A 24,262-nucleotide genomic window follows, 5' to 3' on the forward strand; every position below is an offset into this window, starting at 1 on the left:
TTTTTAAAATAACTATTGTTTAATAAGTTCTTTTGCTTTTGATAATTCTACTGTGAAAAATGAAGTGATCCCACGTTTTTGCATTGTTGCACCGAATAAATGATCGACTAATGACATTGTTCCATAACGGTGGGTAATTACTAAAAATTGTGTTAATGGTTTTAGTAATTGTAAAAATTCAGCATAACGAATGACATTAGCCTCATCAAGAGCAGCTTCAACTTCATCTAAAATACATAGCGGAATTGGTTTAGCTTTAATAATTGAAAATAATAAGGAAATAGCAATTAAGGCTTTTTCTCCACCTGAAAATAGCTTGATATTTTTAATTGATTTACCTGGGGGTTGGGCAAAGATTTCGATACCTGATTCTAAAATATCATTCGGGTTTTCAAAGAAAATCTGTGCATCACCACCACCAAACATTTTTTGAAATACATTTTTAAATTCTTCATTAACTTCTTCAACTGTTTTTCGCAATCTTTGCACAATGATTTTATCCATTTCCGCAATTGCTCCTAAAATTACATTTTTAGCCTCTTGTAACTCTTCTTGAGAAGTTTTTAAATCGTTATAACGTTCAGAAACTGCTTCATAATCCTTAATAGAATCAAGATTTACATTCCCTAAAGCTTCAATTTCTTTTTTTAGGGTGTCAACAATTTCCCGTGCTTCGTCAATCGAAAGCTTTAATTGATAGTTTTCTTGTGCATTTTCTAGTGTTAATTGATAATGTTCTGATAAACGTCTAAAAGCATTTTCAACAATAAATTCTGTTTTGTCTTTTTCTGAAGTTTTTTTACTTGAACTATCACTAATTTCCATAAATGTTTTTTGTAAATTGTTTTTTTCTAGCTCATAATCTCTAATTTCAGAATTAAAGTTATTGACTTGTTCACGTTTTGCTCTTAGTTCTACTTCTAGATCATTTTTAGAAGCTTCTAAATTAGATTCTTCTTGTAATGAAGAATTAATATTTTCAAAATTTAAAATCTCTTTATTCGATTCTTGGTATCTGATTTTTAAATTGTTGAAAGCATCAATAGTTACATTTTTACGTTCTTTTGTAGCGGCTAATGTTGAACGTAATTCCTGCATTAAAACAATTTTGGAATTTTTTTGATTTTCTAAATTTAATAGTTCTTGTTTAATGGCATTAATTGCTTGTTGTAATTCTGGTAATTGATTTTCAGCTGCAATAATTTTCTGATCAATTCCCAAAAAACTGTTATTTGCTTGAGATTTAGCTCCACCAGACATAACTCCACCAGCACGAATAATGTCACCTTCTAATGTTGTTATCATATAACGATTTTCCATTAATTTGGCAATACGATTGGCATTTTCAATTTGATCAGTAACTAAGATATTACCTAATAAAAATTTATTCAAAATAATAAATTCCGGTTTGGTTTTAACAAGATCGGATGCCACCCCAATAAAACCATTTTGATTTTTTAAAATTAATTGATGATTTTCATTTAAAATTTTTGGTTTAATAGATGCAAGCGGAATAAATGTAGCTTTACCACCATTATTTCTTTTTAAAAAATTAATAGCTTCAACTGCTGTTTCTGAATTAGCAACAACGACGTTTTGTAGTGTATTATTTAAAACACTTTCAATTGCAATGTGATGTTGTGGAGCAATTTCCAAAATGTCAGCTACTAGTCCTTTATAGCCTTTAAATAAGTTGGCATTTTTAACTATATTTTTTGTGCCTTTAAATAAATTGTTTTGTGATTCTTTAGATTCTTTCAAAAACATAATTTGCGAATTTAAATGATTAATTTTTGTATTTGCTGAATATTCTTTACTTTGTAAAATTGAAATTTCTTTTTTATATTCTTCAATTTCTTGATAGTAAATTCTTAATTTATCTTCAGTTTGTTTTTCATATTCACTAATACTTTGAATTTGAGTATGTAACTCTTCTAGTTGTGATTTGATAGCAGCTAATTTTTCTTCTTCTGTAACTTGAATTTCCCCGCTAATTAACATTTCACGACGCTGAGCAATTTTTGATTTATTAATTGCAATATTTTGTAGTTTTTTATTAATTTCTTCTAAATTTAAAGTAATGTTGCTAATTTCTTTTTCTAAATCACCACGAAAATTAATTTTTTGTTTTAAATTTAAATCAATGTTTTCAATCCGATTTTTAATATCATTTTTAGCTTCCTCTACGCCTTTTAGCTCTTCTGTTAAAGCCTCGAAAATTTTTCCATAGTAGTTTAAATCAGCAACTAGTAAACCGATTTCTACATTTTTTAATTGTTCAGATTTTTCTAAAAAAATTTTTGCTTTTGTAGCTTGTTTTTCAAGTGGTTTAACTTGTTTTTCAAGTTCAAATACAACTGCAGATACTTTTTCAAGTGCTTCATCTGTTTTCTGTAATTTTCTTAATGTTTCAATTTTACGGCTTTTATATTTTGAAGTACCAGCGGCTTCTTCAAAAATTGCTCGACGATCTTGCGCTGAAGATTCTGCAATCGAACTAATGGTTCCTTGCGAAATAATTGCTAGTGATGATTTAGAAATTCCTGACTCGATTGCAATTTCTTTAATATCACGAAAACGAGCTGGTTCATCATTAATAAAATATTCATTACTTCCTTTACCACGATGTAAAACACGTGAAATTGTAAATTTTTTATGCGGAATCGAAACAGCATTGTCAGAATTATCAAAAGTTAAAATAACTTCGGCTTTATCAAGCGGCTTCATCGATTTAGAACCTGCAAAAATGACATCTTCCATTGAATCACCTCGTAGTGCTTTGGAAGATTGTTCTCCCAAAACTCAACGAATTGCATCATTAATGTTCGATTTCCCAGAACCATTAGGCCCTACAATTCCGACAACACCACCATCAAAACTTAATGTAACTTTGTCAGCAAATGATTTAAAACCATGAGCTTCGATTTTTATTAACTTCAAAGCACTCTCCTTTAACTGTTATTATTAATAAATTTATTCATTGACTCTTGATAATAAATAAATTGCAGCAGTTTCTGCTCGTAAAATTCTTTTGCCTAATGAAATAACTTTGAAATTTTTGGATTTGGCTAATTCTATTTCATTTTCACTAAACCCACCTTCTGGACCTACTAAAAAAATTGTGTTAGTTGGAAAAGAAGTAATAATTGCTTCTGAATCGGCTTTTTCATGAGCAATAAATTTATGACCAATTTCAAAATTAATAACATTTTCAAATCTTTCTGGAGCTAAAATTTCCATTGCTTTATTCCGAAAAGATTGTTCTGCTGCTGCAATAGCTATTTGATTTCATCGTTCCATTTTTTTATCAATGCTTCCACTAATTTTGTGAACTACATGTTCTGATAACACAGGAATTAACTGAGTTGCTCCTAATTCGCAAGCTTTTTGAATTAGTCACTCAAAACGCTTAATATTAATTAATGATGCCGCAATAATAACTGAATGATTATACTCGTGATTTTGGCTCAATTGTTCAACAATTTTAGCATGATTATTTTCTAAAATACATTTATAAAATTGATTTTGATAAACACAAATAAAAAAATCTTGACCAACTCTTGCCACTTTTAAATGTTTTATAGTTTCGGAACTTAAAACAAAATAATCATCTTTTTTTTGTGAAACAAAAAACCGCATCATATATGACTCCTAGACTAAAATAGTATGTTTAAAATTATAACTTATTTTATTTTTAATAAGTTTGGATTTATATTTTAATAATTTGTTTTTTAATAAAAACAAATAAAATTGTTTGTATGGAAACTCGAAAGACTATTCGGAAACTAAATCACAAAGAAATAAATATTATTTTAGTTAAAGCTAAAAATACTAATTTAAAAATTTACAAACAATTAATTAATGTTGTAAATGAAAACTTTAAAGCTAAATTTATTTTTGTTGACTACCAAAATATTGCGACTGTTAAAAATTTAGAAGTGGATTTTTTAATTGCTCATTGAAGTTTAGAACTTGAAGATATTTTTAATTGGGATTTTTATTGACAAATGCACGGGCAAAATAAAGACTATTATTTTTTATGAATTAAAGATCACCAATCAGAAAATGATTTTAAGTTATTAAAAAATAGTGGCGATGACATAATCTATTATGATACTTCAGCAGCTTTTTTTAAATGAAAAGTAACATCGATTTTCCGTCGTAAATGAGATGAATTTTCAAAACAAAATACAGTTATTTATCGTGGACTTGTTATTGACTATGTTAAAGAGTTAGTTTATTTAAATGGCAAGCTAATTAAGTTATCAGAAAAAGAATATTTTGTTTTAAGTTTTTTAGTTAAAAATACTCAAAAAGTTTATATTAACAAAAAAGATTTATATAAAAAAATTTGGCAGACTCCTTATACTGATTTTTCAAGGAGTTTAGACCAAATTTTACATCGTTTGAAAAATAAAATAGGAGATGAATATTTTGATAAATCTAAGCGTGGAAAAATCAAAATTAAATAATTTATTTTTTACTTTTTAAATTTTTATAATGCATTTCTAGAACCTCATAATCTTGCTCAATTTTTTCATAAGCGTTTTGCAAAATAATAATTTCTTCTTTTAAAGCTTGATTTTGTTTTTGAATACCAACAAATTTTTGATTTACATAGTCCAAAAATTCATCAACTTCTAAAGCGTTATAGCCATTTAGCTCAAAATTAAATTTTTTATTAATGATTATGCTTGAAAAATCATTATCTTCTTTTTTCATTATTATCTCCTTGTGAAAAATGGTATAGCACAATGGCGGCTGCAGCAGCCACATTTAATGATTCAAAATTAATTGGAATATAAATCTTTTGATCTAGCAAAGGAATAATTTTAGCTTCAATCCCGTTGCCTTCATTACCAAAAATCACCATAAAAGGTTTATCAATTGTCTTGGGCATTTTTGCTAAATTTTGCGCTTTTAAGTCTAGCAATGTTCCTAATTTTAAATAATTGGAATTGGCCAGTAAAAATTCTTCAGTTGAGGCAATGTTAATGCAATTAATTCCAAAAATTGCTCCTTGAGAAGCTTGAATTGTTTTGGGATTATATATATCCACTCCTTCAACAACTACATCACTATAACCTAGCGCTTTAGCCGTTCTGATGATACTTCCTAAGTTACTAGGATCTTGTAAATTATTAAGTAAAACAACTTGATTACCTAAATTTTTAAATGGGACTTTTTTAACAATGGCAATCTGATCTTGTGGTGTTTGGTATTGGGATATTGTTTTTAAAATTTTTGTACTAATTAAAGTGCCTTGTTTATTGGGATTGGTTGTAAAAATTTCTACAATTAAATTTAAATTTTGTAATTCTGTGATTAAATGTTCACCCTCAACAATATATAAATCATATTTATTGCGATACTTTTTTTGTTGTAGTTTTTGCAGTAACTTAATTTTAGGGTTTTGCAAAGATTCAAGCATTATTGTTTAATGAAATCCTTACCTTTTTGTACTTCGTATTTTGATAAACCTTTAAAATTAAATTGTCGCGCAACTTCATAACCTACTAGCACAACTGTATTAGCTAAATTGAGTGATCGCGCTTCTGGAGACATCGGAATTCTTAAACATGTATCTAAAGATTTTTGTAAAATTTTTTTAGGTATCCCTGTCGATTCAGTTCCGAATAATAAGAATACATTTCCATCTGGATTTTGAGCTACATAATCAACATCACTATAAGTTTTTAAACCATAGCGGGTAATATAGTAAATTTTTTGTGATCCATATTTTTTTTCAAAAGATGCATAGTTTTCGTGGACTTCATGAGCGATGTCGGATAAGAATTTACCTGCAGCTGAACGTTTTAATCAATGGGGGTGTAAATCAAATGCTGTAGGCTTAATAATATGTAATTTAGCGTTTAAAGCAAAGCAGGTGCGAATAATGTTTCCCGTATTGGGGCAGATTTCTGGTTGGTATAAAACAATATTTAACATAACTATAGATTATATAACACAGTTTAGATTATTTAGCTAATAAAAAATCAAGCACGCGCTTGATTAAACAAATAAATTTTAAATTTAAATTATTTATAATATTGAGTTTTAATTCTACGTAATTGATCTAAAATTTTATCAACCAGATCATGGATTACCACTGACAAACTGTGATCAATTTTAGATTCAGCAAAAATAGAGTGTTTGCTGCCTTTAATAATAATTTTTGCACTTGATTTATATGAATTAGTTTTTTCGTAATAGACCACTTCTGTTTTCACTGGAGCTTCTAAGTTTGTAAACTTGAAGTCATGAACTTTATTCAAACGTTCTTGTAAATAGTGTTCTAGTTTGTGATCTTTTTCTAAATTTTTTCAACGGATTTCTAAGTGTACATTATTATCTGACATTTTACATCTCCTTGTTGTTAAATTTATATAAACAATTTTCATTGTCTATATAAATAATTATAAAACTTTAGTAGCAAGATGACAAATTTTTTTATTTTCTAATTTAATAACATTTTAAAAAAATGAGATATTAGTTTATTAAAATATTTACTTTTTTATTCTAGTTTATTTTTATGATTTTAAATTTTAATATTTTCTATTGGTGTATTGTTTGTCAATTGAAAAATATATTTATCATAATTCTTATATTCAATATTAGTATATTTTTTTAAATTGTCATCAATATTGTTGTATAAAAATTGAGAAGCAACAAAATATATTAATGAAGGAATATTTAAAAAGCCAAACAAATAAACTGCGACATTAAAATATAGTATTGTTTTTCAAATATTTAGCATAGCTAAATCATTAGAATTAACAAAAGTATTTGCTAAATCGGTATTTGAAAATACATAAGCAATATTACCCATTATTACTAAACTAGTTAATATTTTTACAAACAACAACTTTGGTGATAAAAATCCATTAGGAGTGCAATTTTTTATAACTAAATTTAAATTTTTGCTAGAAATTAGTTTAAATATTTTTAATAATTTAAAATATTGCAAAAATTCTTTGTTTTTTAAATGTTTTAAAATTACTTTATCTAATTTAATGTAATAAATAGCGTTTCAAGTAGTCATAAATAAAACAATTAAAGAAAAGCCAAAATCTAACCAAACTATTTGCAATGAATTATTTAACCTAGAAAAAATTATATAAACTAATGTAATAATTATTGAAATAAATAAATAAATAAAAGTAATTTAAATTTAAATTAAACCAATAAATTTTTTTATTTTTTTCCATATTTAATATTTTATATTAATTAATTATTAAAATACTAATTGCAATATATCAACTTTACATAAAAAATTATATTCACTTAATATATTAAGCTAATATTTTTATGTTTTTTTAGATTAGGGTTATACAAAAGCACAACGACCACTTTACTCGTTGTGCTTTATATTTTAATTTAGTAAAACCCAAAATAATTAATTCATAAAATTTATTTTAAAAAATTAAAAATTAATTATCTAAAATTATTTTTTATGCTTTTTTTTATTAAAAATTTTATTACCTAGACGGATGTAGTCGCTAACTAATGTGTCTAAATTTTTAAATGCAGTATTATACACTTGGCTATCATATAAATCTACACCTGCATCTTTTAATAATTCCACAGGTCATTTCCGTGATCCGGCTGATAAAAAGTTTTTAATGTAATTATCGATTGCTGATTTGCCATCTTGTTTATACTTTTGGAAAAATGCATTAGCAATAATATATCCCAAAGCATATTTGTACACATAAAAATTGTAATAATAATGCGGAATTGTAACTGCAATAATGTTTGCTTTTTTGTCTTTTGCTTTAGCTCGACTACGAATTTGTTTTTCACTCATATATTTAGCTTCTACAGCTTCATAAATCGCCTCTAAATCTTCAAAGTTTGATAATGGCACTTTTTTATCAAGCGCTTTATAAACTTGGTATTCATATTGAGCAAAAATAATTTGCCGCACAACTGTATTTTGGAAAGCGCGAATTGCTTCACCCAAAACAAAGAAACGTAATTCATCTGACTTACTATTTTTTAATAAGTAATCCGTTAGCATTAATTCATTAAAAATTGAAGCTATTTCTGCTAAGAAAATTGGATATGATGCCAATTCCTGAGGTTGTGTTTTATCAGAATAATATGAGTGCATTGAATGACCCATTTCATGAGCTAATGTACTAACTGATTCTAAGGTATAATCAAAATTCATTAAAATATATTTTTTATCAAGTCCATAACTTTGCCCAATTGAATAAGCTCCGCTACGTTTATTTGGAACATTAATATAATCAACTCAACGTTCAACAAAAGCTTTTTGCACTATATTTGAATATTCTTTACCCATCGGCTCTAAAGCTTTTGCCACTAATACTTGCGATTCTTCAACGGAATATCTATTTTTAATATTAACTAATTTTAATAATCTATCATATGCTTGCATTTTTTTATTAAATTTTAATTTAAAAAATTTCTTTTTAGCATCATTGAATTTATGAAATAAAAACATGTTTTTTTGAATATTTTCAAATAATATGTTTAGTAATTTTTCATCAACACGATCATTGTAAGTTAAGGCTTCAACTGCTGAATTATATTTTCTTAATTCTGCAGTAACTGATGTTTTTTTAAATTTTTGAATTAATAATTTTGCCAGTGATTGGCGGTGCTTGTATTGCGAAGCTAAATATTTTTTATGTGCATCTTTCCGTAACGCTTCATCTGGAGATTCTAATAGTACAAAATATGTTCCATCAGTAATTTTATGCTTTTTACCTTTTGAATCAATCGCATAACCATAATCAATTTCTGAGTCTGTTAAAATTGAAAAAATTGACTCAGGGTCAGCTTCAATATTTGATGTTTTTAAAACATATTCTTCAATTTCTGGCTTTAAATAGTGTTTTTGTGAAGCTAATTCTAATTCTAGGTTTTTTTTATAAATAGCAAACTCAGGTAATTTTAACCATTGTTTCACTTTTTTGCTATTTTTAAATAAACGAGTTGATTCATTTCCCATTTCTTTTGCTAATTCAGTTTCTAATTCTTCTAGTTTTGCTACCAATTGATTCATTTCTGTATCAACAATATTTGTATTTAATTTATTAGACACATAATTATGAAGTTTATTAGTAATTAATTCTAATTTTTCATTCTTTTTTAAAGCCGCTAAAAAAGCTTCGGATGAATCATATTTGGAATCTTTTATAACAATTAAATCACGATACATTTTTTCAGTTTTTTTAATTCAAAAATCAATATCTTTACCTTCTAAAAGATATTCTAAATCAAAGCGATATTGTTCAGGAATATCACTATATTTTTTATAAATTTTCATTTTCATGTCTTCTCCTTTAAAAACTATAATAATTATTTATCATTTTTATTTTTTAAAATTAAATTCATTGGTGTTCCTGTAAAATCAAATGCTTCACGAAACTGATTTTCAACATATCTTAAATAAGTAAAATGCGCATAATCTTTATTATTAACATATAAAAGGAATGTAGGAATCCTGGTATCTTCAGCTTGTTTAGCAAATGATATTTTAAATCTTTTACCTTTAAATGAAGGAGCGGGTTGCATCAATTGCATATCAATAATCAATTCATTTAAAAGTGACATTTTAATTTTTCTTGATAAGTTGGTACGAACTGTTGTAATCATATCTTGTAATTTATGCAGTTTTTCTGAGTTAATTGCTGAAATAAAAACAACTGGCGCTCAACTTAAAAATTTAAATTCTTTCTGTAATTTTTTAATGTAATTGTTAGCTGTATTAGTATCTTTGGAAATTAAATCTCACTTATTAATTACTAAAATTACTGGTTTTTTCTTTTCAAAAGTATAACCAGCTAAACGCAAGTCAAAATGACTTAACTCTCTTTCGGCATCAATCACAATTAATGATAAATCCGCTTCTTCTAGTGATTTCATAGCTCGATTTAAAGCATAATGATCAACTGATTCAATTAATTTAGATTTTTTATTAATTCCAGCTGTATCAATAATTTCATACTCTTCACCATTAATTTTTAAAAATGCTGAAACTGAATCTCGTGTTGTTCCTGCAATTGGCGAAACAATCGAACGCTCTTCTTTTAGTAATGAATTTAACAAAGTGGATTTACCAGCATTGGGGCGGCCAATAATTGCTAATTTAAATTTTTCAGATTTTGCTTTTTCGGAAAACTCTAAATTTGCAATAATAGCATCTAATAAATCTCCCACACCTTCACTATGAATTGCTGAAATTAAAAAAACATCTTCAATTCCTAAAGCATAAAATGCTGGATCAATTTGTTTATTACCGTCCATTTTATTAATAGCAACTAAAATTTTTTTGCCGCTTTTACGTAATAAATCCAAAATAAAGTAATCATCTTTAGATAAATCTTCTCGCCCATCAACTACAAATATGATTACATTAGCTTCTTCAATCGCAATTTGTGCTTGAATCCGAATTTGATCTTGAAAAAGGGCTTTTTCAGTTTCGATTCCACCAGTGTCAATTACATAAAAGGATTTTCCAGATCACTCAACTGTTTCATATAATCTATCTCTCGTTACTCCTGGCTCATCATGAATAATTGAAACTCTTTTTCCAACTAGACGATTAAATAAGGTTGATTTTCCAACATTTGGTTTTCCAACAATTGCAACAATATTTTTCATTTTACACTGCCTTTAACTTTACAAGTTTAATTATTTCTTTAAACACTTCTTCTTCACTTAAATTAGTTGAATCCACCAAATAAGCATCATCGGTTTTATGAAGCGGATTAATTTTGCGATTCATATCTTGAAAATCACGATGTTTAATTTCTGATAAAACAACATCATAATCTTGTTCTAAATTTAATAATTGATTTTGCTTCACACGCCGCATTGCTCGAATTTCTGGGGCTGCTCATAAAAAAATTTTAAGTTCAGCTTCAGGCATAACTACAAATGTGGTGTCTCGCCCATCCATGATGATTCCTTTATTATTTTCAGTAAATTTTTTTAAAATTTGTACTACCTTTTTACGAATATTTTGATATTGAGAAATTGTTGAAGAAGCGAGTGCAACTGTATCATTTCTTAAAAAATCAGTAACATTTTGACCATTAATAAAAAAGTGGTCATTAATATCAAATTCTAGTTTTGTTTCTAATACTAATTTTTCAATTGCGTGCTCATTTTTTAAATCAAGTTGATTTTCTAAAACTCATCAAGCAATTGCTCGATATAAAGAGCCGGTATTAACAAAATAATAATCTAAAGCTTTAGCAATTTTTTTAGCTACACTTGATTTACCAGCGCCTGAAGGACCATCAATTGCAATATTAATTTTTTTCATTTGCTTCCTCATTTTCTAAATTTAATTTTTGAATGAAATCATCTAAGTCATGCGAGGAAAAATCTAAATTTCTAAAGTGGCTAACATTAATTTGATCTTTTTGCGCAATTTTATTAATTTCTGTCAATAAAAATTCTAAATTGGAGACATTATAAATTATTGGTTCTAAATTCAAATTTTGTATATCAACATTATTTCAGCTAGTATCAGATGTCAGTTTTAAATTTTTGAAATCTTGTTCAATTAATGGAAAAGCTGCAAATAATTCTTGCAATTGTTTTTCCAAAAAGGGGGAAGAATTAATAATATGATTTTTATCTAAAAAATCACTTGTATTTTCTTTCCGATACTTTTCTCATTTTCTAACTCGCGTTTGCATTTAAACCAACACCTTTTTTAGTAAATTATATTGTTTTTAACATAAAATAAATTTAATTTTTTTCAAACCAATTTTCAATTGCTGCAACTAAAATTTTATTTGCAGATTGAGGATTTGCATTTCCTTTAGTTAATTTCATGATGCTTCCTAAGAAAAATTTAATAACTCTTTCTGGGCGTTGCTGATATTCATTTAATAGAGTTTGATTTTCATTAATTAAATTTGTTATTAATTCTTTTAAAACATTTTCATCAGAAACTTGCTCAATTTTATGTTTTTTAATTATTTCTTGAATTGATAACTGTTCTTCGATAATTAATTTCACTAATTGTTTTGCTTGTTTTTGAGAAATTTTTCCGGCATCTAATAATTCCAAAATTTCACTAATATGTTCTGGCGTAATAAAATTTTCGTTTAAATTAATTATATTTTGATTTACAAGCGGAATAATTTCAGCAAAAAAGAAATTAGCTGCTTTTGACTTATTTGCAAAAGTAATTTTTTCAAAATAATTATAATAATCGATATTGTTAATCAATGAATCAATATGAGCATGGTGAATATTATGCTCTTGATACTCTTTTTCTTTATCTCATGGTAAAACAGGCATTGCAATTGTCTCAAGAAATTCAGCATTTAGTTGCATGACCGGAATATTAGGTTCAGGAAAATAGCGATAACTAATTGCTGAGGTTTTTTCTCGCATAATTTTATTGGTTTGTGTTTGATCATCAAAACGCTTAGTTTGTTGTAATACTTTATCACCATTATCTAAAATTTGAGTTTGTGATGCGATTTCTAGTTCAATTGCTTTTTTTACATTATTAATAGAATTAATATTTTTAATTTCAACTTTAGTGCCTAAAATATCGCTGTTTTTAAGCTTTAATGAAATGTTAGCATCAGCTCTTAACGACCCTTCTTCTAACTTAGCATCTGAAATACCTAAGAATAATGCTAATTTTCTAATATTATCAACATACATTGCCGCTTCAGCAGCACTATGAATTACAGGGCGGGATACAATTTCAATCAGTGGTATACCGGCACGATTATAATTTAAAAAAGTACCTTCGGCATTATGGATTTGTTTTGCTGTGTCTTCTTCCAAATGAATTCTCTCAACAGCAATTTCAGTTAAATTATTGCCAACTTTAACTGGTAAAATTCCATTTTTACCAATTGGACGAAATTGTTGAGTAATTTGAAATCCTTTAGGTAAATCTGGGTAAAAGTAATGTTTTCGATCAAAGTGCAGTTCTGTATCAATCTCCATATTAAGTGCTTTTGCTAATTTAATAGCGCTAATTACGGCAGCGACATTAATTCTAGGCAAAGTTCCCGGATATCCTAAATCAATCGGATGAACATTTTCATTCGGTTTATCATCAAATGAATTTCGAGCAGGAGAAAACATTTTAGATTGAGTATTTAATTCAATGTGAATTTCTATTCCGATAACTACATCATATTTATTAGACATTTTCTCCTCCTAAAAATTTTTCAAATCAGAGAGCATAACTTAAAAGTTTTTCGTCTTCATAAATTTCTACATCTAAACTTAAATTAATAGGTAAATTATTAATTTGAGAATTTTTAATTCAAGGAATTGAAAGTGAAGGGTTACCAACTAAATTTGATCAAGTTAAAATATATTCTGTATAGCCATAATTAGTTTTTTCATCAAAAAGCGGTGCTACATCAGGGGTTGCTGGAATTACAACTAAATCATATTTTTTATGTAATTCTTCAGCATATTCTTTTAATAAACGCCGAACTTTTTGGGCTTTTAAGAAAAACTCATGTTGATTTTCTTCATTCAAAAAATAAGATCCCAAAATCAATCTTTTTTGTACCATTTTTCCAAAACCAGCACTTCTTGTATTTGTTAAAATTTCTTCTCAGTTTTTGCCATTTTGACGATTACCAAAAGGGATTCCTGTAATATTAGATAAATTTGAAGTTGCTTCAGAAAATGACACAATTTGATAAACAACCTTAACAGCTGTTAAAAGTTTGACATTAGGTTCAACAAGCGTTACTTCTACTCCAGCCTGCTCTAGGTTGTTTTTTAATTCAAAATATTTTTGATAAACAAAATCACTTAAATTAGTTTTAGCAAAATTTAGTAAAGCTACTTTTTGAGGCTTTACTAAATTTACATTATTAATTGCTACTGGAACAGTTGTTAAATCAGCAGCATCCACTCCAAAAGTAGCTTGACAAATTTTACTTAGATCGTTGATGTTGTGACTAAAAAAAGCTACAGTATCAAGCGAAGAAGCATAAGGAAACATTCCATAACGTGAAATCGCGCCATATGAAGGCTTAAACCCGACAACACCAACATATGAAGCCGGTAAACGAACTGAATCACCTGTATCTGAACCAATTGCAAAAGTTAAGTTTTTTGTTAACGTTGCTGCAGAACCTGATGAAGAGCCACCCACTTTTCTTGTTGGATCAAGTGGATTTTTTATTACACCTCAATAAGAAAAAATTCCTTCACCACCTAGCGCTAATTCATCACAATGATTTTTTCCAACCGCAATCGCTCCTGCTGCTAAAGCTTTTTGAACAACCGTAGCTGTATAACCTGGATTAAAATCTTTTAATGATAATGAAGAAGCCTGAGTTTGATCGGGGGTTGCAAATACATCTTTAATACTAAAAACAGCATTTTCTAATAATTTATTTTCAGTTTGCTGCGCTTTTAATCCTTGATTATAAACATAGGATACTGCATTATTGTTATCACTTTGAAATTCTTTTAGGGCAGCACTAAAATTCCCTAAATTTTTAATCATTGACAACCCTTTCTAGTATTATAAAATCTTCGGTTGAATTTTTACTATTTTTTAAAAGAACAGCTTTAGAAATATTTTCTTTTTGCTCAACAACATCAGCGCGTCAATTAGGTTGAATGGTTTTGCCAATTCTGAAAAGTGGTATTACATTTTCAGTATCAATTGCTTTTAAGTTTGCTAAACTTGCGATAATTTCATCATATTCTTCTTCTAATAAATCTCATGCCTCTGTAGTCATATCAATATGAATACTTTTGCCCACTTCTTGTAATTTTTTAAAATCCATTTATTCCTCCTTACTTCAATTTGGTAACGATTCAAATTCGCGGTTATTTAAATAAGTTAACTCATCGGTTAAATTATGAAATACAATTTTAATTGCATGTAAATAGACTCGTTTTGCTTGCTTGCCACCATATTTGACATCACCTTTAATTGGGTAACCTAATTTTGCTAAACTTACTCTAATTTGATGTTTTTTACCAGTAAAAATTTGCGCAAAATTTTGTTCTCCCTCAAAGAAAAAGCGCGTTTTAGTCATAGCACCTTTGTGCTCTACCACTTTCATTACTTGTTTTTTTACATCTTTTGTAATTAAGTAATTAACTGTTAAATCTTGTTTAGGCATATCATTAATAAAAGTGTAATACTTTTCAAAATGAGCTTGTTCTGTTTTAAGTTGACGCAAAGCTGCATAATTTTTAGCATAAACCATAATTCCTGAACTAACCTTGTCAAGTCTACCAATGTGTGAAGGAATAAAAGAATCAAGCGCTTGGTAATTTAAATAATTTAAAACTTGATTATCTAGACTATTATCAGCTCCGTGAACAACTTGATTTGCTTTTTTATTTAATATTAAAATGTTTATGTCTTCATAAATAATTTCAAAATCAATTTTAGTTTTTGTAATTGGTGTTTCCACACTAGGATCACTAATACCGTAAATAGTAATTACATCATGCTCCTGAATAATATAATTTTTAGCAATTTTGCGTTTGCCATTAACTTTTAAATCTTGTTTTCGAAAGATTTTTTCAATTTTTGAAATGGGTATATTATTTAAAATTTTTGCTAAAAATTTAAAAATTGTTCTCCCATGATCGTTTTTTGAAGCTTGAATTTCTCAAATTTTCATATTATTTTATTTTACTTTAAAATTACTTTTTTAATAGTTAATTAAGGTAAGAAAAGTAAATAAAAAATAAATTTTAGCACTCTATTAAATAATGTGCTAAAATTTAATGCTATGAATAATAAAAGAGATTATTATGAAGTTTTAGGAGTTGCTAAAACTGCATCTGAAAAAGAAATTAAAAAAGCTTTTCGAAAACTTGCGATGGAATATCACCCTGATAAAAACAAAGCTAGTGATGCTGAAGCAAAATTTAAAGAAATTAATGAAGCATACGAGGTTTTATCTGACCCTGAGAAAAAAGCTAAATATGACCAATTTGGTCATAGCGCTTTTGAGCAAGGTGGTTTTGGACACTACAGTGCTCAAGATTTTGGTGGTTTTGGAAATTTCGGTGGTTTTGGCGGTTTTGATTTTGAATCTATTTTTGAAAACTTTGGTTTTGGCGGTCGCTCAAGAAGAGCACGTGATAACCGCCCTCGCCAGGGTGGTGATATAACTGCAAGAATGAGCATCAGTTTTAAAGATTCGATTTTGGGAAAAGTTGTTGTTCAAAACTTAACTAAATATGAAATATGCAAAACTTGTTCAGGTAAAGGTGCGGAAAAAGCTGAAGATATTGTTAACTGTAGCCACTGTAATGGAACTGGTAAGGTAAACCAAAAAATTAATCTTGGGTTTGGAATTGTTAATAACCAAACAACATGTAAAGTTTGTGGTGGAGTTGGGAAAGAAATCAAAAACAAATGTCATACATGTCATGGACAAAAAATTAATGCTGTTGAAAAAGAAGTTAAAATTAACATTCCTGAAGGAATTAAATCAGGGCAATCAATTGTGGTTTCAGGTTATGGAGAACCAGGAATTAATGGTGGGCCTGCTGGTGATTTAATTATTGAAATTTATGTAGATAGAGATCCACACTTTACACGTGATGGCAATAATATCTACATTACAGTTCCTGTATCAATTAAAGATATTATTGAAGAAAACACAATTGAAGTTCCTTCACCAAAAGGATGGCAATTTTTAAAATTAAAATCACATTATGTTTCAGATGATATCATTACTATTAGAGGTGGTGGTTCAAAAGACCCTAAAGGGCAAACCTATGGTGATTTAAAAGTTAAAATTAAAATATTTGTACCAAAATTATCATCAAAAGAACGTAAAGCAATTGCTGAAATTTTAAAAGATAATAATGATACAACTTATGAACAATGAAAGAAAAATTTTAATTAAATAACAAATTGAAATGCAATTTAGTCTAAAAAACTAGATTGCATTTTTTTATACAAAATAAAATACCTTAAAATATATAAATTTAAAAAATAATATAGTTTTTGAATAAAAATTGCCTCAAAAGTCAAAAAATAAGCTTTACAAAAAATTATTAAAAATCTTTAGTGTATTTTAAAATGGCAAAATGAAAAAATGAAAATCATTTATTAAAATAAAAAATAAAATTTAAAATTTTAATATTTGTTTTTGTGTAATTATGGGAATATATTTGCATATTTAATGCTTTTTTAATTTTAATAATTAAATAGTGTTAGATTTTCAAAATAAAGTAAAAAAACAAATTATAAAATTAAAAAAACATTAAATGAAGACACAAAATAATTAAGTTTATTAAATATTTCTATTGATTTAAAAGTATTTATGCTTAAAAATTTAATTTCTAAGTTTGAATCTTTTATGAATTATTTAAGAATGGAAGAAATAAATCCTAAAAAATAAAAAAACAGGTGATTAAAAAATTGCAAAGAAAAAATTGCTCCTAATTATGGTAATGAATACGCTTTTTGAAATGCAAAGTATAAGAAGCATCCTTTATATTTTGATAATAAACAAATAATTCAAAAAAAGAAATGATTATCAAAAAAAATGAGATCATATGTTTAATGATGATGTAACTATAATTGATTAATCTACTAAATATGTTGCTAAATTTAGGATTCTACAAATTATTGGAAACTTTTTTGAAGATATAGGACGTGTTAGAAAAGAAATAAATAATTTTTTTAAAAAAGAACAACATTCAAACAAAGATATATTAGAACACATTATAGAAAATCAAAATGATATAAGCAAAATTTTTAAAGAAGAATATAATAATGATGATATTCATTTACTTGTAATTAAAAAAATTGTTGAAACTATACATAAAAATGTAGTAAAAAGTGGGCTTTTAATTTTAAGATTTGCAAATTTATATGCAAACAAGGATGTTATACAACAAACAATGGGTGCCTTACAAAGAATAAAAAATGTTTATAAACAATTTAAATTAAAAAATAACGGATATACATTATCAATGATATCGGAATCATTTTCAGAAAACTTTACTAAACCCATAGAATGAAAAGTTGATGATGGATGATTTTCTTTACCTAATTTATTTATTAGAACTGGGGCAAGAAAATTACAAATCAGATTTTATTGAATTAAGTCCTTATACAGAATTTAACTATGGAAATATTCCACTAAAATTGAAAAAATCTTTTAATTTCAGAGAATTTGATTATAAATATAAAATATGAAAAAAATAAAAAAATTTTATAAACTAACATTGGTAATTAATTATATTTATATCTTAATTGTTATACTAGGATTATTAGTTTATTTTTTAGCTTACATAAATGATGCAAAAAAATTAATTCTTTGATCTAGTTTTATTGAATGCATTTTAATTTTAATTATTTTGGTTTGAAATTTTGCTTATCGAATTCTTGCAGATATAAAATTAATTAACTATTTGCGAAAAAGGAATGTTTTAAAATATTTCCAATTTGCTAAAACAACAAAATCTGTTAACCCCGTTATATTAGAAGGATGTTTTGTATCACCAAAACTATTTTGATTACAATTTTTAAGTAGTTTAATACTTATTATTAGTGTAGTTTCTGTTTTGGCTACAACAAATTTTCGCATTAGCTCAGATTTATTTATAAATAATAATCTTAATTTAGGTAGTTTTAAAACAGCACATTTTAATTTAGCTATTTTAATTTTAGCTATCCCTTCATTAATTACAGCTATTTATTGTTCTGCTTTTATATTAATTGCTAGTCGATTTATACCTAAAGAGTTATTTAAATATACTAAAATAGAATATCAAGATTATGATTTTTTTATCGAAAATTTAAAAAAAGGTAATGAGCCAGATTTAGTATATTATGCAAAATATAAAAAAATAGATTAATTGTAAAATATTAAATTAAATTAAAAAAACATTTTTTAATTATTGTAAAAAACTCATAATTTTAATAATGCTGCTTTTTTGATTTTTATTTTTCGAGTCATTTTAATTAAAAAACTTATACTAAAAATATCTAATCTTTTGTTTGCTAATTTCGTGATAAAAAAAATTTAAAAAAATTTTTATTTTTCTAAAAATAATATATAATGTAAAAGCATTTATTTAAAAGATGTTATTTCGCTTAATAATATTGCCGATTTAGCTCAGCGGTAGAGCAGCTGGCTGTTAACCAGTTGGTCACAAGTTCGATCCTTGTAATCGGCGCCATTAAGGCCCATTGGTGAAGCGGTTAACACACATGGTTTTCATCCATGCATTCACGGGTTCGAGTCCCGTATGGGTCACCATTTTATCGGAAGATTAGCTCAGTTGGGAGAGCATCGCCCTTACAAGGCGAGGGTCGTGGGTTCGAGCCCCTCATCTTCCACCATTTCGCCGGCTTAGCTCAGTTGGTAGAGCAACTGACTTGTAATCAGTAGGTCGTGGGTTCAAATCCTATAGCCGGCACCATTATACGTTTATTTAGAAACAACAATAGTTGTGAGAAAGTGCAAATCTTTTAAAACGTACCACTAATAAACTATCTTATTTTATGCGCGAGTGGTGAAATTGGCAGACACGCTAGATTTAGGCTCTAGTGCTTCACGGCGTGAGGGTTCAAGTCCCTCCTTGCGCACCATATCATTAATAATTGACCTAAAAAAACTTTCATAGTTTAAGCTACGAAAGTTTTTTTATTATTTTATTGTTTATTAAAGTTAAATAATTAAATTTTTTGTGAATCAGTTGCCATTTTTTCAATTAAAACTATAGCTTCAACAAATACTTGATCTTCATTTTTGCCCTCAGTATCAATAATAAAATATTTTAAATTGAATTCATGACATAACTGAATAAAAATTTCTTTATAAACTTTGTGCAAATTATAAAAATAAGCCTGATTAATGTCTCATTGATCCACTTCCACTTGACGACCACGTTTAAAAAAACGTTCTTTAAAAGTTTCAAAAGACATATCTAAATAAATTGCGAAATCCGGAAGTTCTTCTTTGTTAATTAAAGTGCGAAATGCCAAGTCATAAGCTTTAAAATACTTTTCTGGTTTTTGTTTTAAGTTAACTTTTGCAAAAATATAATGCTCTAATGAAAATCGATCTAAAAAAATGTGATTATTTTGATAATCTAAATTTTGAGCATAATAATCCTGATAAAGCTTGTTAAACTTTGAAGAATGCGCTTCAATAATGTAGGTTTGAAAGCCAATTGATAAGTTTTCTTTTTGTTCATAAAATCATTTTAAAAAGGTATTAAAAACTTCATCATCTTCTTCAAATTCTAATAACTTTTGTGATGCAGGATAGTGACTGGCCAATTGCTGTGTTAGGGTGCTTTTGCCACTACTAATCATCCCACTAATACCAATAATCATGTAAAAATCTCCTTTTAATTTATTTATCTCAAATTAGCTTGTTTACTCTATTCATAATACTAAAAATTGGATTAAAAAAAATTAGCATTAATAAAAATTAATCTATTAATCTAATTTTAATAATCATAATCCATCAGGTGTACGATTAAAACGACCTGAAATAGTTAAAATTTTATAAACTTCACCACGCGCATCTTCTAAGATTTCCTTTTCAGATCATTTTGGAAATTTTGCTTTTCAAACTGGCATCATTTGCTTCTGCACAGCTGCAAAAATCTCATCAAAAGAAGTTGCATCTTGAGTTTCTAATAATTTTTTTTCAATAACATTAATTGTTACCTGCATTTTACATCCTTTCAGGTGCATCAACACCTATTAATTTAAGTCCTTGAGCTAAAACAATTTGGGTAGCTTTAACTAAAGCTAATAAACTTTGCTCATTAATATTACCAATTATTTTAAAATTTGAATAAAAAGAATTAAAGTCGTTTGCTAATTTAATTAAATATTGCGGTAATAAATGAACTTTGTATGTTTTAGTGATTGCTTGGATAATTTCTGGAAATTCTTTTAATCTATTGATTAGTGCAATAGCTTTAGGTTCTTCAAAATTTTCTGCTTTAAAAATAGTTTGATTAGTTTTGTTTAATAACTGAACTGTTCTTGCGTAACTGTATTGCACTAAAAATACTGGGTTTTTAGTGTTTTTTTCTTGCACAGCATCCACATCTAAATCTAAAACAGAATTTTCTGAACGATTAATTAAGAAAAACCTTGCTGCATCTTTTCCTAAAACATCTAAAAAAGAAATTAAACTAATAGCAGTCCCTTTTCTTTTAGACATTTTAAATTCCTCTCCATTACGCATTAAACGCACAGTCTGACAAATTAAAAAATCTAAATTTTCATTTGCATTAAAGCCTAATTGTTCCACAGCAAACTTTAACCTTTGTACATAACCTATATGATCAGCACCTCAAATGTTAATTAATTTATCTTGCCCATTATTAGCTAAAATTTTTTGGTGATGATTAGCAATATCAGGTAATAAATAAGCATATGAGCCATCACTTTTAATTAAAACACGATCTTTATCATCGCCATTCAGAGTCGTCTTTAACCAAGTAGCACCATCTTGTAAATAAGTGTCTTTTAATGCGCCTAAAGCATGATCAATGGCTCCGTTTTTATATAATGAATCTTCTGAAGTGTATTTTTCAATATTAACCCCAAAAATATTTAAATCATGATTAATTTTTTCTAAGAAAATTTTAATTCCTTCTTGCTTAAAAATATTTTTAACATCTTCAAAATTAGCTTCAACATATTGATTACCAAATTTTTCAGCTAATTTTATAGCTAATCATTTAATATCTTCACCACCATAACTATCTTCAGGAAGTTGGGCATCTTTTCCAAAATGCTGTTGGTAACGTACAAATGCAGAAATTGCTAAAATGTCAATTTGCTTCCCGGCATCATTAACATAATATTCTTCGGTAACATGGTTACCAGCAAATTTTAAAATTGCCGCTAATGTTGCACCAATTGCAGCTCCTCTAGCGTGGCCAATATGTAAAAATCCTGTTGGGTTGGCTGAAACATATTCAATATTAATTTTTAGACCTTGATGATCAGCGCCATATTGATCCGCTTTTTCAATAATGTGATTTACTTCTTGAGCTAAAACGTTATTATTAACAAAAAAATTAATAAAACCAGGTGCAACAACCTCAATTTTTTTAATATTATATTTTTTTAAATTAATTACTGAAGCAATTTTTTCAGCAATTTCTAATGGATTTAATTTTAAATCTTTTTTTAATTGCAGTGCTAAATTAGTAGAAAAATCACCATGATCTTTAGGCTCTGTTAAAATAATGTTTTTTTCAGGAAAGTTATTTTTTTTTAGCGCTTCTTGTAGCGAAGCAATAATTTGATCTTTAATATACATATTAAGCAGCAACAATGACTATTGCCGGTTTGATAACCCTTTCAAATAATTTATAACCATAGCTTTTAACTTCAATAATTTCATTTTTGTTAAATCCTTCAGCAGCTTTAATCTCAAATGCTTGGTGCAATTCTGGTATAAACTCAGATTTTATTGCAGGATTAATTTTTTCTAAACCGAAATCTGCTAAAAGATTTTCAATTTGTCTTAATAACATTTCAAATCCTAAAACATAATTTTGGACTGCTGGATCATTTTGCTTTTTGCCAGCTTTTACCGCTAATTCTAAATTATTATATAAGGTTAAAAAGTTTTCAAAAAACTTTTGATTTGCGTATTTTTTTAATTCTTGTTTTTCATTTTCCAGCTTTGAATTGTTTTCTTGCTTTAATTTATTTAATTCTTCTTGTGCTTTAGAAGCAAATGTTTTTGCTTTTTCAGCAAATTCTTGATTATTTTTTTCAATTTCTGCTTTTAATCTTAAAATTTCAAGTTCTGAATTTAATGTTTTTGTGGTTAATAATTGGTTTTCTTTTTTAAGATTTTCAATTTCTATTTTTAATTCTTCAGGAGTTTTTTCAGTTACATTTTTTGCTAATTTTTCAGTTTCAGATTTATGTTTTTTTTGAAAAATTTTTTTATCTTCTGTTTTTTTATTTTTTTTAAATTCATCTTTTTTCATATTTTTTCCTTTCTAATTTTTAATTTTTTTTAAGTAATCTTCAATAAATTCAATTGCAGTTAAGGCTTTGTTATAATCAATACGATTTGTACCCACAAATGAAATTTCTCGAATGTCACTATTTTCAAATGTTATTTTTTTTGAAATAAAAGATGTTTTATCTGGTTGAATTTCAATTTTTAATGTTTCATCTTCTGGAAAATGAGAATCTAATGTTTCTCAAATAGAATTATTTTCTATTATATCTAAAACTTGAGCAAGTTTATCACGTGAAATTTCGCGAGATAAAATTAAATCATTTTTATTGTAAATATTGTTTTTACTTTGGCTATTAAATTTAAAAATATTGCCAACAAATTCTTGTATCAGTGCTTCATAATTTTTAATTTGACTACGTAAAATTGGGACAATAGCTTGCATTTTATCAATTAAATGTACTAATGGTGTATCAATTAGCCTTTCTTTAAATAGACGAATAGCTATTCTGACATCTTCAGTGCGAATTAAATGACGATTAATTGTTAATATTTTCGACTCCACCCGACCCAAAGAAGTTACTAAAACTACAATTGAATTTTCACCATCTAATTCTGTTAATTGAATTGATTTTAATAATTCATGTGAATTATCAGATGAAGTTACTAATGTTGAACCTACAAGTTCGCTAATGGATTTAAAAGCTTCATGAAGTGTTTCATCAATTGAAACCCGCCGTTTAGCAAAAATATCATTCAATTTTTCAATTAAATCTTCTTCATTTTTACTAGTTAAATAATTAGCATAATATTCATAGCCTTTAATTGAAGGAATTCGCCCTCCAGAAATATGCGGCTTTTCAATATACCCTTCAACTTCTAATTCCGACATAATCATTCTGATTAAGGCTGAAGATTCTTTTAAATTATATCTATCTTTAAGTTGTGCAGAAGCTACGGGTTCGCCAGTGGCGATGTGAGTCTCCACAATCATTTTTAAGAAATAATTTTTTCTTAACTCTTTTTTAGAATGCATGTTGAAATTATAGCAAATTGCCTTATAGTTTGCTAATTATTTGCTAATTTTTGAAAAAAATACAAAAAAAAGAGCAGCGCACCACTCTTTTTAGTATTAATTCTTGCGACTGACATAATTATAATTGAATTATGCTAACAGATGTTATCATACAAGAACTTGTGTTCTGATAACCCAACAAATAACTTTTAATTTGTTAAGTTGATAAAATTTTACCATATTTTTGGAAAATACAATAAAAAAAATAAAAAAAACTCAAAACCTTGATTGATATAACTGCAATAACTTGAGTGTTGAAATT

General features: G+C 27.0%; 24 protein-coding genes and 5 tRNA genes. 9 read left to right on the top strand and 20 right to left on the bottom strand.

The window, feature by feature from the left end; all coding sequences use genetic code 4:
- Nucleotides 1-12: 12 nt before the first annotated feature.
- Nucleotides 13-2,940 carry an AAA family ATPase gene (locus tag ACW95P_RS00280; protein WP_457961227.1) on the bottom strand — a complete coding sequence of 976 codons (2,928 nt, stop codon included), beginning with the start codon at nt 2,938-2,940 and terminating at the stop codon, nt 13-15.
- Nucleotides 2,941-2,973: 33 nt separating this feature from the next.
- Nucleotides 2,974-3,639, bottom strand: coding sequence for a 16S rRNA (uracil(1498)-N(3))-methyltransferase (locus tag ACW95P_RS00285; RefSeq protein ID WP_457961228.1), 666 nt, complete (start codon nt 3,637-3,639; stop codon nt 2,974-2,976).
- A gap of 119 nt (nt 3,640-3,758) precedes the next feature.
- Here ACW95P_RS00285 and ACW95P_RS00290 point away from each other — a divergent pair, with 119 nt between their 5' ends.
- Nucleotides 3,759-4,472, top strand: coding sequence for a winged helix-turn-helix domain-containing protein (locus ACW95P_RS00290; RefSeq protein WP_457961229.1), 714 nt, complete (start codon nt 3,759-3,761; stop codon nt 4,470-4,472).
- 1 nt (nt 4,473) lies between these two features.
- On the opposite strand, the gene ACW95P_RS00295 is transcribed toward ACW95P_RS00290, so the two are convergent.
- The 13 genes from ACW95P_RS00295 to ACW95P_RS00355 all read right to left on the bottom strand — a co-directional run bounded on the left by ACW95P_RS00295 (nt 4,474) and on the right by ACW95P_RS00355 (nt 15,626).
- Nucleotides 4,474-4,722, bottom strand: coding sequence for a DivIVA domain-containing protein (locus ACW95P_RS00295; protein WP_457961230.1), 249 nt, complete (start codon nt 4,720-4,722; stop codon nt 4,474-4,476).
- Nucleotides 4,706-5,431 carry a TrmH family RNA methyltransferase gene (locus ACW95P_RS00300; protein ID WP_457961231.1) on the bottom strand — a complete coding sequence of 242 codons (726 nt, stop codon included), beginning with the start codon at nt 5,429-5,431 and terminating at the stop codon, nt 4,706-4,708. Before ACW95P_RS00300 ends, ACW95P_RS00295 begins: the two co-directional genes overlap by 17 nt.
- A complete protein-coding gene (locus ACW95P_RS00305) occupies nt 5,431-5,949 on the bottom strand; it encodes a tRNA (cytidine(34)-2'-O)-methyltransferase (RefSeq protein WP_457961232.1) in 519 nt (172 codons plus the stop codon). Before ACW95P_RS00305 ends, ACW95P_RS00300 begins: the two co-directional genes overlap by 1 nt.
- Nucleotides 5,950-6,038: 89 nt before the next feature.
- Nucleotides 6,039-6,359 carry an HPF/RaiA family ribosome-associated protein gene (locus ACW95P_RS00310; RefSeq protein WP_457961233.1) on the bottom strand — a complete coding sequence of 107 codons (321 nt, stop codon included), beginning with the start codon at nt 6,357-6,359 and terminating at the stop codon, nt 6,039-6,041.
- A gap of 179 nt (nt 6,360-6,538) precedes the next feature.
- Nucleotides 6,539-7,042, bottom strand: a complete 504-nt coding sequence (locus ACW95P_RS00315; protein WP_457961234.1) for a hypothetical protein — start codon at nt 7,040-7,042, stop codon at nt 6,539-6,541.
- 402 nt (nt 7,043-7,444) lie between these two features.
- Nucleotides 7,445-9,304 carry an oligoendopeptidase F gene (gene pepF, locus ACW95P_RS00320; RefSeq protein ID WP_457961235.1) on the bottom strand — a complete coding sequence of 620 codons (1,860 nt, stop codon included), beginning with the start codon at nt 9,302-9,304 and terminating at the stop codon, nt 7,445-7,447.
- Between the two features lie 26 nt (nt 9,305-9,330).
- Nucleotides 9,331-10,635, bottom strand: a complete 1,305-nt coding sequence (gene der / locus ACW95P_RS00325) for a ribosome biogenesis GTPase Der (protein WP_457961236.1) — start codon at nt 10,633-10,635, stop codon at nt 9,331-9,333.
- 1 nt (nt 10,636) lies between these two features.
- Nucleotides 10,637-11,302 carry a (d)CMP kinase gene (gene cmk / locus ACW95P_RS00330; RefSeq protein WP_457961237.1) on the bottom strand — a complete coding sequence of 222 codons (666 nt, stop codon included), beginning with the start codon at nt 11,300-11,302 and terminating at the stop codon, nt 10,637-10,639.
- A complete protein-coding gene (locus ACW95P_RS00335; RefSeq protein ID WP_457961238.1) occupies nt 11,289-11,681 on the bottom strand; it encodes a hypothetical protein in 393 nt (130 codons plus the stop codon). The genes cmk and ACW95P_RS00335 overlap by 14 nt, the downstream gene beginning before the upstream one ends.
- A 52-nt stretch (nt 11,682-11,733) precedes the next feature.
- A complete protein-coding gene (gene gatB, locus ACW95P_RS00340) occupies nt 11,734-13,164 on the bottom strand; it encodes an Asp-tRNA(Asn)/Glu-tRNA(Gln) amidotransferase subunit GatB (protein ID WP_457961239.1) in 1,431 nt (476 codons plus the stop codon).
- Nucleotides 13,157-14,488 (bottom strand): amidase family protein, encoded by a 1,332-nt coding sequence (locus tag ACW95P_RS00345; protein ID WP_457961240.1) that lies wholly within the window; start codon nt 14,486-14,488, stop codon nt 13,157-13,159. The genes gatB and ACW95P_RS00345 overlap by 8 nt, the downstream gene beginning before the upstream one ends.
- The gene (locus tag ACW95P_RS00350; RefSeq protein ID WP_457961241.1) at nt 14,481-14,774 is read right to left on the bottom strand and encodes an Asp-tRNA(Asn)/Glu-tRNA(Gln) amidotransferase subunit GatC; all 294 of its coding nucleotides are present in this window, start codon (nt 14,772-14,774) and stop codon (nt 14,481-14,483) included. Before ACW95P_RS00350 ends, ACW95P_RS00345 begins: the two co-directional genes overlap by 8 nt.
- Nucleotides 14,775-15,626 (bottom strand): pseudouridine synthase, encoded by an 852-nt coding sequence (locus ACW95P_RS00355; protein ID WP_457961242.1) that lies wholly within the window; start codon nt 15,624-15,626, stop codon nt 14,775-14,777.
- A 111-nt stretch (nt 15,627-15,737) separates the two neighbouring features.
- Here ACW95P_RS00355 and dnaJ point away from each other — a divergent pair, with 111 nt between their 5' ends.
- The 8 genes from dnaJ (at nt 15,738) to ACW95P_RS00395 (ending at nt 19,564) form a co-directional block, all read left to right on the top strand.
- Nucleotides 15,738-16,865 (top strand): molecular chaperone DnaJ, encoded by a 1,128-nt coding sequence (dnaJ, locus tag ACW95P_RS00360; protein ID WP_457961243.1) that lies wholly within the window; start codon nt 15,738-15,740, stop codon nt 16,863-16,865.
- Between the two features lie 1,003 nt (nt 16,866-17,868).
- Nucleotides 17,869-18,093 (top strand): hypothetical protein, encoded by a 225-nt coding sequence (locus ACW95P_RS00365; protein ID WP_457961244.1) that lies wholly within the window; start codon nt 17,869-17,871, stop codon nt 18,091-18,093.
- 288 nt (nt 18,094-18,381) lie between these two features.
- Nucleotides 18,382-18,828 carry a hypothetical protein gene (locus ACW95P_RS00370; RefSeq protein ID WP_457961245.1) on the top strand — a complete coding sequence of 149 codons (447 nt, stop codon included), beginning with the start codon at nt 18,382-18,384 and terminating at the stop codon, nt 18,826-18,828.
- Between the two features lie 249 nt (nt 18,829-19,077).
- Nucleotides 19,078-19,152 (top strand) — tRNA-Asn (locus ACW95P_RS00375).
- Nucleotides 19,153-19,156: 4 nt separating this feature from the next.
- A tRNA-Glu gene (locus ACW95P_RS00380) sits at nt 19,157-19,232 on the top strand.
- Between the two features lie 7 nt (nt 19,233-19,239).
- Nucleotides 19,240-19,315, top strand: a tRNA-Val gene (locus tag ACW95P_RS00385).
- Nucleotides 19,316-19,319: 4 nt separating this feature from the next.
- Nucleotides 19,320-19,395: transfer RNA gene (locus ACW95P_RS00390), tRNA-Thr, on the top strand.
- Nucleotides 19,396-19,479: 84 nt separating this feature from the next.
- Nucleotides 19,480-19,564, top strand: a tRNA-Leu gene (locus tag ACW95P_RS00395).
- Nucleotides 19,565-19,651: 87 nt separating this feature from the next.
- Here the strand turns inward: ACW95P_RS00395 and ACW95P_RS00400 are convergent.
- The 5 genes from ACW95P_RS00400 to hrcA form a co-directional block, all read right to left on the bottom strand.
- Nucleotides 19,652-20,314 carry a deoxynucleoside kinase gene (locus ACW95P_RS00400; RefSeq protein WP_457961246.1) on the bottom strand — a complete coding sequence of 221 codons (663 nt, stop codon included), beginning with the start codon at nt 20,312-20,314 and terminating at the stop codon, nt 19,652-19,654.
- Nucleotides 20,315-20,419: 105 nt separating this feature from the next.
- Nucleotides 20,420-20,659, bottom strand: a complete 240-nt coding sequence (locus ACW95P_RS00405) for a hypothetical protein (RefSeq protein WP_457961247.1) — start codon at nt 20,657-20,659, stop codon at nt 20,420-20,422.
- A 1-nt stretch (nt 20,660) separates the two neighbouring features.
- Nucleotides 20,661-22,268, bottom strand: coding sequence for an arginine--tRNA ligase (argS, locus tag ACW95P_RS00410; RefSeq protein WP_457961248.1), 1,608 nt, complete (start codon nt 22,266-22,268; stop codon nt 20,661-20,663).
- Between the two features lies 1 nt (nt 22,269).
- A complete protein-coding gene (grpE, locus tag ACW95P_RS00415; protein WP_457961249.1) occupies nt 22,270-22,950 on the bottom strand; it encodes a nucleotide exchange factor GrpE in 681 nt (226 codons plus the stop codon).
- Between the two features lie 12 nt (nt 22,951-22,962).
- Nucleotides 22,963-23,961: a heat-inducible transcriptional repressor HrcA gene (hrcA, locus tag ACW95P_RS00420; protein WP_457961250.1), complete on the bottom strand. Its 999-nt coding sequence runs from the start codon at nt 23,959-23,961 to the stop codon at nt 22,963-22,965.
- Between the last annotated feature and the right edge of the window lie 301 nt (nt 23,962-24,262).

This window comes from Mycoplasma pogonae (genome assembly GCF_054170725.1).